The sequence below is a fragment of the Paenibacillus apis genome, assembly GCF_018333295.1.
In the GTDB taxonomy this organism is placed as follows: Bacteria; Bacillota; Bacilli; order Paenibacillales; family Paenibacillaceae; genus Fontibacillus; species Fontibacillus antibioticophila.
Map to the genome: position 1 here is coordinate 1 of NZ_BORS01000026.1, position 17,215 is coordinate 17,215.

The window sequence follows — 17,215 nt, forward strand, 5'->3', positions numbered from 1 at the left end:
AAGTGAAAGAGACAAATAACACTGAGCCTGAACAGATTTGCTGTCAGGCTAGCGTCTTTAGGCGCAGTTTGGCAACAGGGGGTTATACCCCAAGAGCAAACCACCCGTTGGACGGGTGGTCCTGATTGTTAAGACTTTAGATGATTTGACGGAAAGGAAATGGACCAGGATGATCAAGGAGGTCATTGTCGTCGAGGGGAGAGACGATACGGTTGCCATCAAGCGGGCTGTTGAGGCGGATACGATTGAGACCGGCGGATCGGCGATCAACGAGATGACATTGAGAAAAATAGCTCTGGCGATGGAGCGCCGAGGAGTTATTATTTTTACCGATCCGGACCATGCAGGGGAGCGTATACGCAAAATCGTCGCCCGCCGGGTGCCCGGATGCAAGCATGCCTTTCTGACAGAGGCGGACGCAACGAAGCGGGGCGATATCGGCGTGGAGAACGCCTCTCCGGAGGCGATTCGCCATGCCTTGGCCCATGTCCGGACCGAGATGGCTCCCGGAGCGAAGGCCGTGGATGAAGAGTCCGGGATTACCTGGAGTGATCTGATTGAAGCAGGGCTGATCGTACACCCCGAGGCGGCGGCCCGCCGCCGCTATATCGGTGAGATGCTGGGAATCGGCTATTGCAACGGCAAGCAGCTCTTTAAGCGGCTCTCCGTATTTCGAATTAGCCGGGAGGAATTTGCCGCTGCCTTGAACAATTTGGAGAAGGAATGGGGAGACCGCCTGTGACAAATAGAGAGGACGTATCAACGCCGCGACGGACGAAGGAGATCATCCAGCGGCATGGATTTCAATTCAAGAAGAGTCTGGGTCAGAACTTCTTGATTGATCAGAATATACTCGCCAAAATTGTTGATGCTGCGGGTCTGGACGAGACCAAGGGCGCGCTTGAGATCGGTCCGGGGATTGGGGCCTTGACGGAGAAGCTTGCCCAGGCTGCAGGCAAGGTAACTGCTGTAGAGATCGACCAGCGCTTGCTGCCGATTCTGGAAGAGGTTATGGAGCCCTACGGGCATGTCACGGTGATCCATGGCGATGTGCTTAAGCTGGATTTGCAGCAGCTGTTCGCCGAGCAGTTCGGTGATTGCCAGTCGGTTAGCGTTGTGGCTAACCTTCCGTATTATGTGACTACACCGATCATGATGAATCTGCTAGAGGCGGGACTGCCCCTGGAGAATATCGTAGTTATGATCCAAAAGGAGGTTGCCGAGCGTATGGCCGCATCGCCGGGCGGCAAGGATTACGGCAGCCTGAGCATTGCCGTACAGTATTATAGCGAGCCGCAGCTCGTCTGTACGGTGCCGCCTAGTGTGTTTATCCCGCAGCCGAATGTTGAATCGGCTGTAATTCGCCTGAAGGTGCGTCAGACGCCTCCGGTGCAAGTGAAGGACGAGGCCTTCTTTTTCGAGGTGGTACAGGCCTCGTTCACGCAGCGGAGAAAGACGATTGCGAACAATCTGAAAAGCCGCTTCTTCTCCGGCGAAGGGCGGGAGCGCCTTGAGGCCTTATTGGCTGAGGCCGGGGTCGAGCCGTCCCGACGCGCAGAGACGCTCAGCCTGCAGGAGTTCGCCGTGCTCAGTGACGTCCTGTATGCTGCAGGACTAACCGTTTAATCATTTCATGTAACCAATCACCTCATTTGCCCATACGATGGGAAAGAGGTGATTGATTTGACGAGTATGGGAGACTTGGTCGTCCGCAAATCCTATGGTGGAGATATCACTTTCCGGATAGAAAAGATCGTGCGGGAGCAGGCCATTATCAAAGGGACGGAATTTCGGCTTTTGGCGGATGCGCCGCTGAGCGATTTGACCCGAGTACATCAAGCCGCAGCAGGGGAAGAGAAAGCCAGGATCAAGGCGACGGAATCCCTGGAGCGGCTGCATCAGAACCGGAAGCAGCTAGCTGAGCGGAATCAATCCGAAGTGAGCCGGGAATGGTACGTGAGCGGAGAGCCCTCTTACTTCGAGGTTCCGGGTACGGTTCTGCATCTGGACGGTGATGAGCGCTATTTGAAAAAAAGCATGAGCCTGTATGAGAAGCTCCATGTACCGGCCCACGGATATTATATCAACGAATCCGGCATGGCCAATGCCCTGTATCGTCTGCTGCCAAGCATCCAGCCGGATATTGTGGTGCTTACCGGGCATGATGGAGTGTTAAAGAATCGACCAACAGCAGATTTATATAGCTTATCCAGCTATAAGAATTCCAAGCACTTTGTGGAGGCCATTCAGACAGCCAGACAATATGAGCGGAACTTCGATGCCTTAACCATCGTCGCAGGAGCTTGTCAGTCGCATTTTGAGGCGTTGCTCCAGGCTGGAGCCAATTTCGCGTCCTCTCCTTCCCGCGTGCTGATCCACGCGCTGGATCCGGTCTACATCGCTGCCAAGGCGTCCTTAACCTCGATTCGGGACACGATTCATATTACGGATGTCTTGAACCATACGGTCAGCGGAACGCAAGGAGTCGGAGGCATCGAGACGCGAGGGTGCTATCGGATTGGCCTGCCCAAATTGAAGGATTTATCGGGGCTAAAGGTCATTCCGTCGATGTAATTTCACAAATTTATAGCTTAACCCTGCATACAGAAAAAAAACCGTTGACAACCGTTTTTTCATGCTGATATAATTATTTATTTTGATTTGACAAAACCCCCACCTTTCTTGTATAATGGACAAAGAAGGAAGGTGGTCACAGGCAATGGCTAAAAATGCGCTGTCAGAAATAAAACATAGTCTTGACGCTCACGTGGGACAGAAGATTATGCTGCGTGCAAACGGTGGTCGCCGTAAGACCGTAGAACGCACCGGAGTGCTGGAGGAGACCTATCCTTCGGTCTTCATCGTTAAGCTGGATGAAGAGCAGCAATCAACCAAGCGTGTATCCTATAGTTACGCCGATATCCTTACCGAATCCGTTGAAGTCATGATCGGTGACAGTGACAATGGGATGAGGCTATCGTATTCGAAACCTTAAACATCTTGTTGGATGACAAAACCGGCTCAGTGAAAATTTCACTTGAGCCGGTTTTTTATTTTCATGGTGTTCATTTATCGCGGACATCATTGTATTTTGATCCGGACGCATGGAAGATTTCACTTGGCATGAATCCCGAGAGCGGGAGCACACTACAGATGTGTTCCCTGATTCCTATAACCAAGGAGGAGTGTACATGTCGCGCAGAAGACGCAGTATCATGTCTGAGGCTCTGAAGGTAGAGTTGGCGAAGGATCTTGGGTTCTACGACACGGTCCAGCAGGAAGGCTGGGGCGGGATACGGGCGAAGGATGCCGGCAATATGGTCAAGCGGGCTATAGAGCTGGCGGAGCGTGCCGCATCCAAGCAGCAATAGAACAATCCGGCGGGCTTCCAGATGAGGGGCCTGCCCTCGTTTTTTTGTCTGCTATTCACCACCTCTGCACGCTGGCATTTTTGGTTGAGAGAAAGAGAATGTCTTCTGTGCATAGACTTAGCGCGCACTTTTTTTTATAATAAGCTAAGTCTGACATGGTGAAGGAAGGGGCGGGCGGAATGAAAATATACGAAAAGGCGCCAGCTAAAATCAATTTAATGCTGGACGTTTTACATAAACGCCCGGACGGCTACCATGAGGTTGAGATGATCATGTCCATGGTAGATTTGTCCGATCGTTTGGAAATGAGTGCTCTCCCCGGAGATACAATCATTATCTCTAGCCAGGCCGGCTATATCCCACTGGATGAGAAGAACTTGGCTTTTCAGGCAGCCAGATTACTTAAGGATCGTTACGATGTCAGAAGCGGCGTTCATATTCATCTGGATAAGAAAATCCCTGTTGCCGCAGGCTTGGCAGGCGGAAGCAGTGATGCCGCCGCAGCTCTTCGCGGACTGAACCGGTTATGGAACCTCGGGATCTCGCAGGAAGAGCTGAAAAAGCTTGGCGAAGAGCTAGGCTCGGACGTGCCCTTCTGCATAACCGGAGGAACTGCCCTTGCTACCGGCAGAGGAGAGAAGCTGACCCCCTTGAGCGCGCCCCCGCAATGCTGGGTCATCCTGGCGAAGCTGCCGATCAATGTATCGACGGCGGATGTGTACGGACGGCTGAGAGCCGATGAGCTTGTCTCGCATCCCTCGGCAGCACGGATGAGAGCGGCGATTGAGCAGGGTTCTTTTGACGGAGTGTGCAGAGAGCTTGGAAATGTGCTGGAGGACGTGACATTGGAGCTGTATCCGGATGTCGCTCATTTAAAGAACACGATGATCCGGCTCGGGGCCGATGGCGTTCTGATGTCCGGAAGCGGTCCGACCGTATTCGGGCTGGTATCGAAGGAATCGAAGGTTCCGAGAATCTATAATGGCCTTCGCGGCTTCTGCAAAGAGGTGTACGCGGTTCGCTTATTGACATAAAGCTTGGAAACGACAGGAAAAAACTTGATAAAAAACGTACAAAAATGTTATATTTACAATATAATATTCGGATTTAGCGAGGGGTTCTTCGTGAAAAAATTTAAGAGAAGCGCACGGTTGGTGGAAATGACCCAGTATTTATTGGCACGACCGCATCAACTCATCCCGCTAACCACCTTCGCCCAGCGCTATGGCGCGGCTAAGTCTTCAATCAGCGAGGATCTCGGGATCATAAAGGAAGTATTCGAAGAGGAAGGCACCGGCGAGCTGCAGACGCTGGCCGGGGCTGCGGGAGGCGTAAGATATATCCCGAAGATGGGCAAGGAGCAGGCGCTTGATTTTGTGAATCGTCTGTGTGTGAAGTTGTCGGAGCCGGAGCGGATTCTGCCTGGCGGTTATTTGTATATGTCTGATTTGCTAGGCTTGCCGGGCTTTATGCAGGAGGCGGGGAAATTGTTTGCCACTGCATTTGCAGGCAAGGACATTGATTGCGTCATGACCGTGGAGACGAAGGGGATCCCGCTGGCTTATGCTACAGGAGCGGAGCTGAACCTGCCCGTCGTACTGGTGCGCCGTGACCATCAGGTGACGGAAGGCTCGGCCGTAAGCATTAACTATGTATCCGGTTCTCATAAGAGTCTGCATACGATGACTTTGTCCCGGAGAGCTCTGAAGGAGAAGTCAAAGGTGTTAATCGTTGATGACTTCATGAAGGCAGGGGGCACGATCCAGGGAATGGTAGATCTGTTAGCGGAGTTCAACGCTACTGTTGCCGGAGTCGGCGTTCTGGTAGAATCGGGGGAAGTAGAATCCGGGCAGCGGTTGCTGCAGGATTATATCTCGCTGGCTACACTGACCGCAGTAGATGCGAAGGAAAAGGAAATTTCGGTAGCGCCGGGGAATTATTTTTCCTAGAAAAATAGGGAGCTCAATGTCGATTCTCTGTAAAACGACTGGAAATTAAGACGAAACGTGTCGAAAAGCTCTTTTTTTCAAAAAAAACCTTGAAATCAGGCTATTTTGTTCGCAAAAAAAAAAGGATTTCCGTTTGCTATGTGGAATATTACACCAAGTCTCTGATGGAAAAAGGTGGTGAACACATATGCAAATTACGGATGTAAGACTCCGCCGAGTCAGCTCTGAAGGCAGGATGAAAGCGATCGCATCCATTACCATCGATAACGAGTTTGTTGTTCATGACATTCGTGTAATTGATGGAAATAATGGGATGTTCGTGGCTATGCCAAGCAAGCGTACTCCAGACGGGGAATTCCGGGACATTGCGCATCCGATCTCTTCAGGAACACGTGAGAAGATCCAAGCTGCGGTCCTGGCTGAGTACGAGCGAGCTGCCGAACAAGAAGAGGTTGCTATTGAAGAGGGAGCTTAAGTCATTAGTTTTGATTCACTAATTGGGGTTCGAGAAAAGGGAGCCATGTGACCATGGCTCTCTTTTCTTTTTGCCCTAAATGAGATATATTCAGTAATGAGTTCAAGAGAAGGAGGCCAGGGCCTTGAAAAGATTTGCGATTATTCTTGCCGCAGGTCAAGGGAAGCGAATGAAGTCGAAGCTCTACAAAGTTCTGCATCCCGTAAGCGGCAAACCGATGGTCGGGCATGTGCTTGATACGGTGAAGAAAATCGAATGTGAGCGCAGAATCGTGGTTGTTGGCCACGGCGCCGATGCGGTCAAGTCTTATCTGGGAACGAGTGCCGAATACGTGTTGCAAGAGCAGCAGCTGGGAACCGGACATGCCGTGAAGCAAGCCGGCGCCTTGCTCAGCCAGGAAGAGGGAACGACCATTGTGATTTGCGGCGACACTCCGCTTGTGAAAGAGGATACGCTGCAGGCTATGATCGAGCTGCATACCCGCCAAGGGGCTGCGGCGACGATTCTGACGGCATCAATGGATCGGCCGCAGGGCTATGGACGGATTATTCGTGACACAGTCGGCGGCTCTGTTCTGCGGATTGTCGAGCAGAAGGACTGCACCCCTGATGAGGATGCGGTACAGGAGATCAACACGGGTACTTATTGCTTTGATAATGCGAAGTTATTTGCGGCGCTGGAGCAGGTAACAAACAGCAATGCTCAGCAGGAATACTACTTAACCGATGTGATCGGAATCCTGGTTCAGGCTGGAGAGAAAGTGGAAGGCTATCAAACCTCGGATCATTCGGAGTCGATCGGTGTCAATGATCGGCTGGCATTGGCTGAAGCGGAGAGTCTGATGCGTGAACGGATCAACCGGAAACATATGCTCGGCGGAGTTACGCTAATTGATCCATCCTCTACCTATATTGGAGCGGATGTGGTCATAGGAGCAGATACGGTCATTTATCCAGGCACGATCCTGAAGGGACAGACTGTAATCGGAGAAGATTGCATCATCGGTCCCGCTGCGGAAATTGAAGACAGTGTGATTCATCATGGCGCGAAGGTAACACGGTCGGTCCTTACGCAGGCGGAAGTCGGTAAAGAAACGACGGTAGGACCATTCGCTTATTTGCGTCCGGGCACCAAGCTTGGCGAGCATGTGAAGGTAGGAGATTTCGTAGAGATCAAGAACGCCACGCTGGATGACGGAGCCAAGGTATCCCATCTTAGTTATATCGGCGATGCCAAGGTTGGCAGGAACGTAAATATCGGCTGTGGTGCAATAACGGTTAATTACGATGGGTATAATAAATCCGTAACCGAAATCGGAGACGATGCGTTCATTGGCAGCAATGTCAATTTGATTGCTCCGGTCAAGATCGGTGACGGAGCCTTTGTAGTGGCAGGCTCGACAATTACCCACTCGGTTGGAGATAATGATCTGGCAGTTGCCCGGATCCGGCAGGAGAACAAGCCGGGCTATGCCGATAAGATACGTGCTAGAGCCAAGGCGAAGGCACAAGCGAAGAAGCAGCAAGACTAACGGATGGTGTATTCATAGCAAACTTTTATTTTTTGACGGGATAACTAACTATCTACTAGCACGGAGGGTAATTAAATTTATGACTTATTGTGATTCTAAACTGAAGATATTCACTTGTAACTCTAATCCCAAGCTGGCCCATCAAATAGCAGATTACATCGGCATTCCGATGGGAGATTCGGAGACGACAAGCTTCAGCGATGGCGAGATTCAAGTCAAGCTGTCTGAAAGTGTCCGCGGTTGCCATGTGTATATCGTTCAATCGACCTGTGCACCGGTCAACGATAATTTGATGGAACTGCTTGTCATGGTAGATGCTCTGAAACGGGCTTCGGCTAAGAGCATCAACGTTGTTATTCCGTACTATGGTTATGCCCGTCAGGACCGCAAAGCTCGTTCGCGCGATCCGATTACGGCCAAGCTCGTAGCGAATTTGATCGAGAAGGCGGGAGCCCACCGTGTGATTACGATGGATCTGCACGCCATGCAGATTCAGGGCTTCTTCGATATTCCTGTCGATCATATGCTCGGCGTTCCGATTCTGGCTCAATATTTCCGTTCCAAGCACATCCAGAATCCGGTTGTCGTATCTCCGGACCATGGCGGTGTTGTTCGTGCGCGGAAGCTGGCGGATTTCTTGAATGCACCTCTGGCTATTATCGATAAGCGCCGTCCGGAGCCGAATGTCAGCGAAGTGATGAACATTATCGGTAACATCGAGGGCAAGACGGCGATTCTGATTGATGATATCATCGATACGGCGGGCACTATTATTCTCGGCGCCAATGCCTTGAAGGAAGGCGGGGTGGAAGAGGTATACGCATGCTGTACCCATCCGGTGCTGTCGGGACCGGCGATGGAGCGCCTTGAGAATTCGCCGCTGAAGGAAGTTATCGTAACGGACACCATTCCGATTACCCATCCGAATCCGACCAGCAAGCTGAAGATTTTATCTGTTGCTCCGCTTATGGGCGAGGCGATCATTCGCGTCCATGAGGAGCTGTCCATCAGCAAGCTGTTCGAGATCGAATAAGCACATCAGTTATTGAGATTACATCAGGGGTTGCGCCCTCGAACGAGGCGCAACCCCTATCGGCGTATGAAGATACGAGACGTGGAGGTACTGCAATGAAGTGGATCGTAGGTCTTGGCAATCCCGGGACCAAGTATGAGAAGACAAGACATAATGTCGGCTTCATGGCGCTGGATGAATTGGCCAAACGCCATGGCATCGCCATCAAGCAGAGCAAATGCAAGGCGTTGATCGGGGAAGGCATGCTGCCGGGAGGCAAGGTAGCGCTGATCAAGCCGATGACCTATATGAACCTGTCCGGTGAAGCCGTTCGTGCCTTTATGGATTATTATAAAGTGCCGCTTGAGGACATGATCGTCGTCTATGATGATCTGGACACGGAGGTAGGGCGCAACCGCCTTCGCTATCAAGGGAGCGCAGGGGGACATAACGGCATCAAGTCCATCATCCAGCATACCGGAACCCAGAGCTTTAACCGAATCCGTATGGGAATTTCCCGTCCAGAGCCGGGGTTCGCGGTTGTGGACTACGTCTTGTCCGGCTTTAGCAAGAAGGAAGTGCCGCTGCTAACCCAGTCTATTGAAGCAGCGTGCGATGCGCTGGAATACAGTCTGGATCATACGTTTGAACAGACGATGGCCAGGTTCAACGGTTAGGACAAGTGACATAAGGCATTAAAATTGCAGGCGCGGAGTCCATGTGGCGATTTTAGTGACAAAAGGCATTAAAATTGCAGGCGTGGGGGTCCATGTGGCGATTTTAGTGACAAAAGGCATTAAAATTGCAGATATGGGAGTCCATGTGGCGATTTTAGTGACAAAATGCATTAAAATTGCGGATATGGGAGTTCATGTGATGATTTTAGTGACAAAAGGCATTAAAATTGCAGGCGTGGGGGTCTATGTGGCGATTTTAGTGACAAAAGGCATTAAAATTGCGGATATGGGAGTCCATGCGACGATTTTAGTGACATAAGGCATTAAAATTGCAGGCGTGGGGGTCCATGTGGCGATTTTAGTGACAAAAGGCATTAAAATTGCGGATATGGGAGTTCATGTGGCGATTTTAGTGACAAAAGGCATTAAAATTGTGAGTGCGTGGGGGCTCAAGAAAGTAGGCATAATTAAACTATTGAGCTCAACTTTTTACTGAACGAGACTTGATACAGGCTTAACTGGGCATACTGAAGGGTATAATCGACCTTCGGGAGGCATATAGATATGGCTATAAACTATGTTTGCAGGCATTGCCGTACATTTATTGGTAGAATAGATTCAGACCAGGTATCTGAGTCCCAGCTGGGGTTCCAATTCTTGACCCCTGATGAGCGCAGAGATATAATAGCGTATAATTCGAACGGCGATACAACAGTCCGAATTACATGTGATTATTGCAAGGAAGCGCTGGACAACAACCCGGAATTGACGCTTCTCTCGAATCTTCTGCAGTAAATGGATAACAGATACAGAGCCTTGGCACGGTTGCTGAGGCTCCTTTTTGGTTCGCTGTACTCGCTGTAATGACATGGATCGTTGAAAATAATAGTTATTAGAGAGGTGCCTCATTTGTTACAAGCACTAATACAAGCATTTTCCCGCGACACGGACTTTGCATCGATGGTGGCGGGAGTAGGTGCAGGGATGAAGGAACAGCTAATCTCCGGTTTGTCGGGTTCATCCCGGCAAGTGGCGCTGGCAGCCCTGCATCAGGAGAGTAATCGGCCCCTGCTCATCGTGACCCATAATATGTTTGCCGCACAGAAAATCGCTGAAGATCTACAGGAAGCGCTATCACCCGGTCAGGTCCTGCTATACCCGGCCAATGAGCTGGTTGCTGCAGAGGCGGCGGTCTCGAGTCCCGAGACGCTGGCTCAGCGAATTGAGGTTCTGCTGCAATGCTCCTCCCGTTCATTCCGGGGCATTGTGGTGGTGCCTTATTCTGGTGTGCGCCGCTTCATTCCGGTTCCGGAGGAGATCGCCGAAGCCGGCCTGTCCATCGAGCTGGGGGGCATTCTGGAGCTGGACTCCTTCCTCAGCCGCATGGTCAAGCTTGGCTATGAGCGGGTGGAACGTGTAGAATCACGGGGCGAGATGAGCGTGCGCGGCGGAATTATCGACTTCTATCCGTTAACCTCTTCACTTGCCTATCGTGTCGAATTGTTTGATGATGAGATCGACTCGATCCGTACCTTTGACCCGGCTGACCAACGCTCCATCGAGCAGGTTAAGCAGGTAAGCGTTCCTCCCTGCAAGGAGTTGATCGCCTCCAAGGAGCGGCTGGAGAAGGCTGCGCAGATGGCTGAGGCCCGCCTGGAGATGCAACTGGAGAAGATGACGGACCGTCAGGCCAAGAACAAGCTCCGGGATGAAATTTCCCGTGAGCTTGAACTGATGAGGGAACATGTATATTTCCCTGAAATCTATAAATATATATCCTTGATCTACCCCGAGAACAAAATACTGTATGATTACATGCCAGAGGATACGTTATTGATTCTGGACGAACCGGCTCGTCTGCTGGAGACAGCCAGACAACTGGAGCGGGATGAATCCGAGTGGAATCTGCATCTGCTTCAGAACGGCAAGAGCCTGCCGGAGCTGCCGCTTGCGCTCAGCGGGGACCGCGTACTGTATCACCGTCCGTTCCAGACCCTGTTCCTGTCGCTGTTCCTGCGTCAGGTTCCCCATACCCAGCCACAGAACATTCTGAACTTTGTCAGCCGGACCATGCAAGATTTCCATGGTCAGATGAATGTATTGAAGGCAGAGATGGAGCGATGGAAGAAGAGCGGGTCCCAGGTCATTATGCTGGCCAACGGGGAGGAGCGGATGGATCGGATGCGCCGGGTCCTGGAGGATTACGGGATCGAGGAGCCTACCCTGCTCCAAGGGAATCTGCAGTCCGGCTTTGAGCTTCCTTCCGTGCATCTGGTTGTCATTACGGAAGGCGAAATGTTCTCGCAGAAGCAGCGCAAGGTGCGCAAGGCCGGAAAGAGCATGGACAATGCGCAGCGGATCAAGAGCTATTCCGAGCTGAAGGTCGGCGATTATGTGGTTCACCAAAACCACGGAATCGGGAAGTATCTGGGGATCGGTACGCTTGAGGTCGGCGGCATTCATAAGGACTACATGCATATCATGTACGCCGGCGGAGATAAGCTCTCCGTTCCGATCGAGCAGATTGATATGATCCAGAAGTATGTAGCCTCCGAAGACAAGGAGCCTAAGATTTACAAGCTTGGCGGAAATGAATGGACCCGGGTTAAGAATAAGGTCCGTTCCTCCGTTCAGGATATAGCCGATGATCTCATTAAGCTGTATGCAGAGCGGCAAGCCTCTCCTGGCTATGCCTTTGAGAAGGATAGTCCGGAGCAGCAGGAGTTCGAGGGCATGTTCCCGTATGAAGAAACTCCGGACCAATTGCGCGCCATCGAGGAGATCAAGAAGGATATGGAGCAGTCCCGTCCGATGGATCGTCTGCTGTGTGGTGATGTAGGTTACGGGAAGACCGAGGTAGCGATTCGCGCGGCCTTCAAGGCAGCGATCGAAGGCAAGCAGGTTGCCGTACTCGTGCCGACGACGATTTTGGCTCAGCAGCACTATGAGACCTTCCGTGAACGGTTCGGCGAGTATCCGATCAATATTCAGTCCCTGAGCCGCTTCCGCAGCCGGAAGGAGCAGAACGAGACGATCAAGGGCATCCGTCAAGGAACCGTTGATATCGTCATCGGAACGCATCGTATTTTATCCCAGGACCTTGTGTTCAAGGATTTGGGACTGCTGATTGTCGATGAGGAGCAGCGTTTTGGAGTGACGCATAAGGAGAAGCTCAAGAAGCTTAAGACCAATGTGGACGTGCTTACCCTGACAGCCACACCGATTCCGCGGACCCTGCATATGTCGATGCTCGGAGTACGGGATTTGTCGGTCATTGAGACCCCGCCGGAGAACCGTTTCCCGGTACAGACCTATGTGGTGGAGCACAGTCAGGCACTGGTGCGCGAATCCATTGAGCGTGAAATGGCCCGGGGCGGCCAAATTTACTATTTGTACAACCGAGTGCAAGGCATCCAGGAGATGGCTGCACAGATTTCGATGCTGGTGCCGGATGCAAGAGTCGGGATCGGCCACGGGCAAATGTCCGAGCAGGAGCTGGAGAAGACCATTCTTGATTTCCTGGACGGGGAATATGATGTGCTTGTCAGCACGAGCATTATTGAGACAGGGGTCGATATCCCGAATGTAAATACTCTGATTGTTCATGATGCGGATAAGATGGGGTTATCCCAGCTGTATCAGCTGCGGGGACGTGTCGGGCGCTCGAACCGGATCGCTTATGCTTACTTTACGTATCAACGGGATAAATCCTTGACCGAAGTGGCCGAGAAGCGGCTTCAATCGATCAAGGAGTTCACTGAGCTTGGCTCCGGGTTCAAGATCGCGATGCGCGACCTCTCGATTCGCGGTGCAGGCAACCTGCTTGGTGCGGAGCAGCACGGTTTCATCGCCTCCGTCGGCTTTGATCTGTATTCGCAAATGCTGGCGGAAGAGATTCAGAAGCGGAAGATTACGATGCTCGGCGAGCAGCAGGAGGATGAAGTCTCCTGGAATACCGCTATTGATCTGGGAATTGATGCGTATTTACCTTCCGATTACATTTATGATAGTATTCAGAAGATTGAGATTTATAAAAAGACAGCCTCAGCGGCTACCTTCGAGGAGGTTGCGGAGCTGGAGGACGAGCTGCTTGACCGTTTCGGGGAGCTGCCGGAGGCCGTTCAGAATCTGATGTCTGTGGCACGGGTGAAGCTCTACGGCAAACGGTACGGTATTGAATCCGTCACTCTCCGCGGCGAGGAGGTTGTACTGAAGTTCTATGAAGGCAGAGAGAAGATCATAATCCCCGCCAAATTCATGGAAGTTGGAAATCTATTCGGAAGACGTGTACAATTTAACCAAGGATCAAATATCGTGATCCGCATTCAAACCAAGGGAATGGACGAAAAAGAAATGATGGGCCTGCTGGAGCAGTTCCTGGGTGCCCTGAAGGACTCGTTCAAAGCGAAAGGGGAACTACAAAATGTTTCAAGGTAAAGGGCGTTCTTGGAAGACGCTGCTTATAGTTATGGCTGCAGTGCTGACTGTGTCTGCACTCGCGGGCTGCGGCAAGAAAGAGGACAACACGGCCAATAGCGGCAAGGGCGATACCAGCAAGGTTATTGCAACTTATGAAGGCGGCGAAATTACTGAAAATGAATTCGATCTGGAGCAGCGAATTGTACTTGCGCTTCAGCCGCAAATGGAACAGTTCTTGCAACTGGATGATTTCCGTGATTATTTGGTGAAGCAAGTAATTACTTATGAATATTTGGAAGGAAAGGCTGACGATACGGCGAAGGAAACCGGCAAGAAGAAAGCGGAAGAGCAATTCTCAGCCATGAAGGAATCGATGGGAGCTGACCAGTTCAAGAGCATGCTGGACGCTCAAAAGCTAACTGAAGAAGAATTCAAGAACTATATGATCAAGATCTATACCGTTATGCAAAGCGAGCAGGCTAAAGTGACGGATGAGGATGTAGCCACTGAATTCGAAGCTACCAAGGAAGACTATATTACGGCTTCCGTACGCCATATCCTGATCGGATTTACCGATAAGGAAGGCAAAGAACGCAGCCAAGAGGATGCACTTAAGCTTGCGAATGAGGTAAAAGGAAAGCTGGATGCGGGTGAAGATTTTGCGACGCTCGTGAAGGAGTACTCCTCCGATGGCGAGACCAATATCAATAATGGCGGCCTGTATGCCGATACGCCAATCAGTAACTGGGTAACTGAATTCAAGGAGAAGGCGGCTACGCTTCCTTTGAACACGATCAGTGAGCCGGTAGAGACCACTTACGGCTACCACATCATGCGTGTGGAGGCTCGTACGGAGAAGACCTTGGATGATCTGACTCAAGATGACAAGGACCTGATCAAGATGTCGATCGCTTCCCAGAAGCTTGATGAATTTATGAGCGGTGAGCTGGAGGAGAAGGTCATCAAGAGCATTGATCTGCCAAAAGTAGAGACGACTGAAGAAGGCACCGACAGCGGTACGGAATCTGACGGCAATGCAGGCACCGATACCAATACAGGTACCGACACTAACACAGGTACAGACGGCGGCAATGCGGGCACAGAAGGAACGGATACAGGTACGAACAACAGCAAATAAGCCTTTTCCTTGCTTAGGCACAGGACAAGCCCGGCAGCGCGAGAATTCTCGCGCTGCCTTTCTGTCTGCCGGGTCTTGAAAGGAAGGAGGGATATCCGGAAATTTATTATGCATAAGCGGTTGGAAAGGGATGAATACTATGGTCAGAATCACAACAGCCGAATCTCTCCTGAGCAGCCAATATCCGTATTTAAAAATAAGTGATCCAAAACCGAACAGTAGTTCAATACATCTTAAGAAAGCGGGGCAACATGTAAAATGAAAGCTACTGGAATTGTACGCCGTATTGATGATTTAGGCCGGGTAGTCATTCCGAAGGAGATCCGTCGCACACTGCGGATTCGTGAAGGAGATCCGTTGGAAATCTTCGTGGATCGTGATGGAGAAGTAATCTTGAAGAAATATTCGCCGATCGGAGAGCTGGGCGACTTTGCCAAGGAGTATGCGGAATCGTTGTATGAGAGTACCGGGCATACGACACTGATCTCTGACCGGGATACACTGATCGCCGTGGCAGGCGCTTCCAAGAAGGAATATTTGGACAAGCCGATCAGCTCTCTGCTGGAGAATAGTATGGAGCACCGCAGAATTATTATCGAGACGAATACGGGGACTTATGAGATTAACCGTGATCATTCGGAGACCCTCTCCTCGTTTGTTATCGCTCCGATCATCTCAGGCGGGGATCCAATCGGTACAGTGGTTCTGATGAATAAGGATGATTCAATCAAAATGTCGGATTTGGAATCAAAAATGGCGGAGACGGCGGCTGGGTTTCTTGCCAAGCAGATGGAGCAGTAGCACGCAGGCTAGGAGTCTACAGACAGATGGAACACATTCCCTGAATTCTCAGGACAAGCGTCCTGAGCAGGGGTGTGTTTTTTGCTATGTGCGTGGAGACGACCAAGGGGGCTTTATGGCGAAGAAAGAAGGTTTCGTCATATAATGGGATCTGAACGGTAATGTCGAAACCGAGAAGTAGGTACGAGTTCATGAAGCGCAAACAGTCAAATTCTTCAGCCAGTCTGCTTAAGGGAGCAGCAGCATTAAGCATCGCGGTGATCGTTAGCAAGCTGATCGGCACCCTCCAGAAGATTCCGCTGCAAAATATCGGCGGGGACGGTGTCTTTGGCATTTATAATACCGTATATCCCTTTTATACCCTGATGATTACGCTTGCTGCTGCCGGGATTCCCACGGTCGTATCCAAATTCGTAGCAGAACGACGGGCGGAAGGGGATGAGGCCGGGGAAATGAGGGTGCTGAGCACGGCATCACGGGCTATGCTCGGCTTCGGAGCCGCAGGGGGGACGCTGATGTATCTGGGGGCTCCGCTGCTGGCGGAATGGATCGGGAGCAGCCAGCTTATTCCCGCATTGCGGGGAGCAGCCCCGGCACTGCTCTTTGTGCCGTTAAGCGCTGCGCTGAGAGGTTTTTTTCAAGGGCAGAAAAATATGTTGCCCACGGCAGTATCACAGGTAACAGAGCAAGTGGTCCGCGTTGCGGTGATGGTGGGCCTGCTGCTCTATTTCACTGCCCAAGGGGCTGCCGAGTCCGTGGTGGCCGGCAGTGCACTGGCCGGCTCGGCCTTTGGCGGGGCTGCGGGGTTATTTATCATGCTGCTGTATTGGCGGGATTACCGCAAGGCTGGTCGTAGACGAGAGGACGTGAGTCCTGCCCGCAGTGGCACCGACAGGAGCCTGCTAAGGGAGATGCTGCGCTATGGCATTCCCATTTGTCTAGCTGCATTGGCGGTCCCGTTAATCAGTCTGGTCGATACGTTCACGCTGCCTCGTCTGCTGGCCTTTCATGGGGATGAGCTTAAAGTAATGACCGCCGTTGGGGTTTATAATCGGGGCATTCCGCTGGTGCAGCTGGTGACCATGCTGGCCACCTCGTTGTCGATGCTGTACATTCCAGTGATGGCGGAGCTGAATGCCAAGGGTGACCAGGAAGGGATCACCCGGCACACCGGTCTGGCGCTCCGCTGGTTCTGGCTGATCGGCTTAGCTGCGTCAGCCGGCCTTGCCGTGCTGGCCGAGCCGATCAATATGATGCTGTACAAGGACAGCATCGGAAGCGCGACCTTCGCCTGGGTCGCCTGGAGCGCCGCTCCCGGCGCGCTGGCCGCCATTACGGCCGCGCTCCTCCAGGGCCTCGGCCAGGTGCGCGCACCGGCCGTTCACCTGCTCGCCGCCGCGGTGCTCAAGGCGGCGCTGAACGTGCTGCTCGTCCCGCAGCACGGCATGACCGGGGCGGCGATCGCAGGCATCGCCGCCTACGGCTGTGCAGCAGCGCTGAACCTCGCGCTGCTGCTCCGGCGCACCGGGCTTCGTCCGCGTCTGGCGGACGTGCTGGTGCGCCCTGCGGCGGCCATCCTGGCGATGATGGCCGCCGTGCTGCTGCTGCGCCTTGCCGCCGCAGCCTCGCTCCCGCCGGGCCGTCTGGCGGCCCTGGCGGAGAGCCTGCTCGGCGTGCTGCTCGGCGCAGCCGTGTTTGCGGCCGCCGCGGTGCGGGCGCGCCTGATCACTGCGGCAGAGCTGGGCGCCCTGCCGCGGTATGGCCCGAAGCTGGTCCAGACGCTTCGGAAGCTGCGGCTGCTTCGCTAGCGCCGGGGCTGTAAATTTTATTCTGAAGCCCTTC

General features: G+C 52.3%; 18 protein-coding genes. All 18 read left to right on the forward strand.

The window, feature by feature from the left end; all coding sequences use genetic code 11:
- Window positions 1-169: 169 nt before the first annotated feature.
- The 18 genes from rnmV to KI362_RS23835 all read left to right on the forward strand — a co-directional run bounded on the left by rnmV (window position 170) and on the right by KI362_RS23835 (window position 17,181).
- A complete protein-coding gene (rnmV, locus tag KI362_RS23750; protein ID WP_301630776.1) occupies window positions 170-742 on the forward strand; it encodes a ribonuclease M5 in 573 nt (190 codons plus the stop codon).
- Complete coding sequence (gene rsmA / locus KI362_RS23755) at window positions 739-1,626, forward strand: 16S rRNA (adenine(1518)-N(6)/adenine(1519)-N(6))-dimethyltransferase RsmA (RefSeq protein WP_044482612.1); 888 nt, start codon at window positions 739-741, stop codon at window positions 1,624-1,626. Before rnmV ends, rsmA begins: the two co-directional genes overlap by 4 nt.
- Before the next feature lie 66 nt (window positions 1,627-1,692).
- Window positions 1,693-2,574: a sporulation peptidase YabG gene (yabG, locus tag KI362_RS23760; RefSeq protein ID WP_071784259.1), complete on the forward strand. Its 882-nt coding sequence runs from the start codon at window positions 1,693-1,695 to the stop codon at window positions 2,572-2,574.
- Window positions 2,575-2,719: 145 nt separating this feature from the next.
- Complete coding sequence (gene veg / locus KI362_RS23765; protein WP_044482610.1) at window positions 2,720-2,995, forward strand: biofilm formation stimulator Veg; 276 nt, start codon at window positions 2,720-2,722, stop codon at window positions 2,993-2,995.
- A gap of 196 nt (window positions 2,996-3,191) precedes the next feature.
- Window positions 3,192-3,371 (forward strand): protein sspF, encoded by a 180-nt coding sequence (locus KI362_RS23770; RefSeq protein WP_301630778.1) that lies wholly within the window; start codon window positions 3,192-3,194, stop codon window positions 3,369-3,371.
- Window positions 3,372-3,550: 179 nt separating this feature from the next.
- A complete protein-coding gene (ispE, locus tag KI362_RS23775) occupies window positions 3,551-4,405 on the forward strand; it encodes a 4-(cytidine 5'-diphospho)-2-C-methyl-D-erythritol kinase (protein ID WP_301630779.1) in 855 nt (284 codons plus the stop codon).
- Window positions 4,406-4,495: 90 nt separating this feature from the next.
- Window positions 4,496-5,320 carry a pur operon repressor gene (gene purR, locus KI362_RS23780; RefSeq protein WP_044482630.1) on the forward strand — a complete coding sequence of 275 codons (825 nt, stop codon included), beginning with the start codon at window positions 4,496-4,498 and terminating at the stop codon, window positions 5,318-5,320.
- A 187-nt stretch (window positions 5,321-5,507) separates the two neighbouring features.
- On the forward strand, window positions 5,508-5,795 hold the full coding sequence (gene spoVG / locus KI362_RS23785) for a septation regulator SpoVG (RefSeq protein ID WP_044482607.1): 288 nt from the start codon (window positions 5,508-5,510) through the stop codon (window positions 5,793-5,795).
- Window positions 5,796-5,919: 124 nt separating this feature from the next.
- Window positions 5,920-7,326: a bifunctional UDP-N-acetylglucosamine diphosphorylase/glucosamine-1-phosphate N-acetyltransferase GlmU gene (gene glmU / locus KI362_RS23790; RefSeq protein WP_301630780.1), complete on the forward strand. Its 1,407-nt coding sequence runs from the start codon at window positions 5,920-5,922 to the stop codon at window positions 7,324-7,326.
- Window positions 7,327-7,405: 79 nt separating this feature from the next.
- Window positions 7,406-8,359 (forward strand): ribose-phosphate diphosphokinase, encoded by a 954-nt coding sequence (locus tag KI362_RS23795; RefSeq protein ID WP_044482605.1) that lies wholly within the window; start codon window positions 7,406-7,408, stop codon window positions 8,357-8,359.
- 95 nt (window positions 8,360-8,454) lie between these two features.
- Window positions 8,455-9,015: an aminoacyl-tRNA hydrolase gene (gene pth / locus KI362_RS23800; protein WP_301630781.1), complete on the forward strand. Its 561-nt coding sequence runs from the start codon at window positions 8,455-8,457 to the stop codon at window positions 9,013-9,015.
- Between the two features lie 43 nt (window positions 9,016-9,058).
- Entirely contained in the window at window positions 9,059-9,334 is a 276-nt protein-coding gene (locus KI362_RS23805) for a hypothetical protein (RefSeq protein ID WP_301630783.1), read from the forward strand.
- Window positions 9,335-9,364: 30 nt separating this feature from the next.
- Window positions 9,365-9,511: a hypothetical protein gene (locus KI362_RS23810; RefSeq protein ID WP_301630784.1), complete on the forward strand. Its 147-nt coding sequence runs from the start codon at window positions 9,365-9,367 to the stop codon at window positions 9,509-9,511.
- Between the two features lie 68 nt (window positions 9,512-9,579).
- The gene (locus KI362_RS23815; RefSeq protein ID WP_044482603.1) at window positions 9,580-9,810 is read left to right on the forward strand and encodes an anti-sigma-F factor Fin family protein; all 231 of its coding nucleotides are present in this window, start codon (window positions 9,580-9,582) and stop codon (window positions 9,808-9,810) included.
- Window positions 9,811-9,924: 114 nt separating this feature from the next.
- Complete coding sequence (gene mfd / locus KI362_RS23820) at window positions 9,925-13,452, forward strand: transcription-repair coupling factor (protein ID WP_301630785.1); 3,528 nt, start codon at window positions 9,925-9,927, stop codon at window positions 13,450-13,452.
- Window positions 13,439-14,572 (forward strand): peptidylprolyl isomerase, encoded by a 1,134-nt coding sequence (locus KI362_RS23825; protein ID WP_301630786.1) that lies wholly within the window; start codon window positions 13,439-13,441, stop codon window positions 14,570-14,572. The genes mfd and KI362_RS23825 overlap by 14 nt, the downstream gene beginning before the upstream one ends.
- A 258-nt stretch (window positions 14,573-14,830) precedes the next feature.
- Window positions 14,831-15,373, forward strand: coding sequence for a stage V sporulation protein T (spoVT, locus tag KI362_RS23830; RefSeq protein WP_044482600.1), 543 nt, complete (start codon window positions 14,831-14,833; stop codon window positions 15,371-15,373).
- Window positions 15,374-15,534: 161 nt separating this feature from the next.
- On the forward strand, window positions 15,535-17,181 hold the full coding sequence (locus tag KI362_RS23835; protein WP_301630788.1) for a putative polysaccharide biosynthesis protein: 1,647 nt from the start codon (window positions 15,535-15,537) through the stop codon (window positions 17,179-17,181).
- Window positions 17,182-17,215 lie beyond the last annotated feature (34 nt).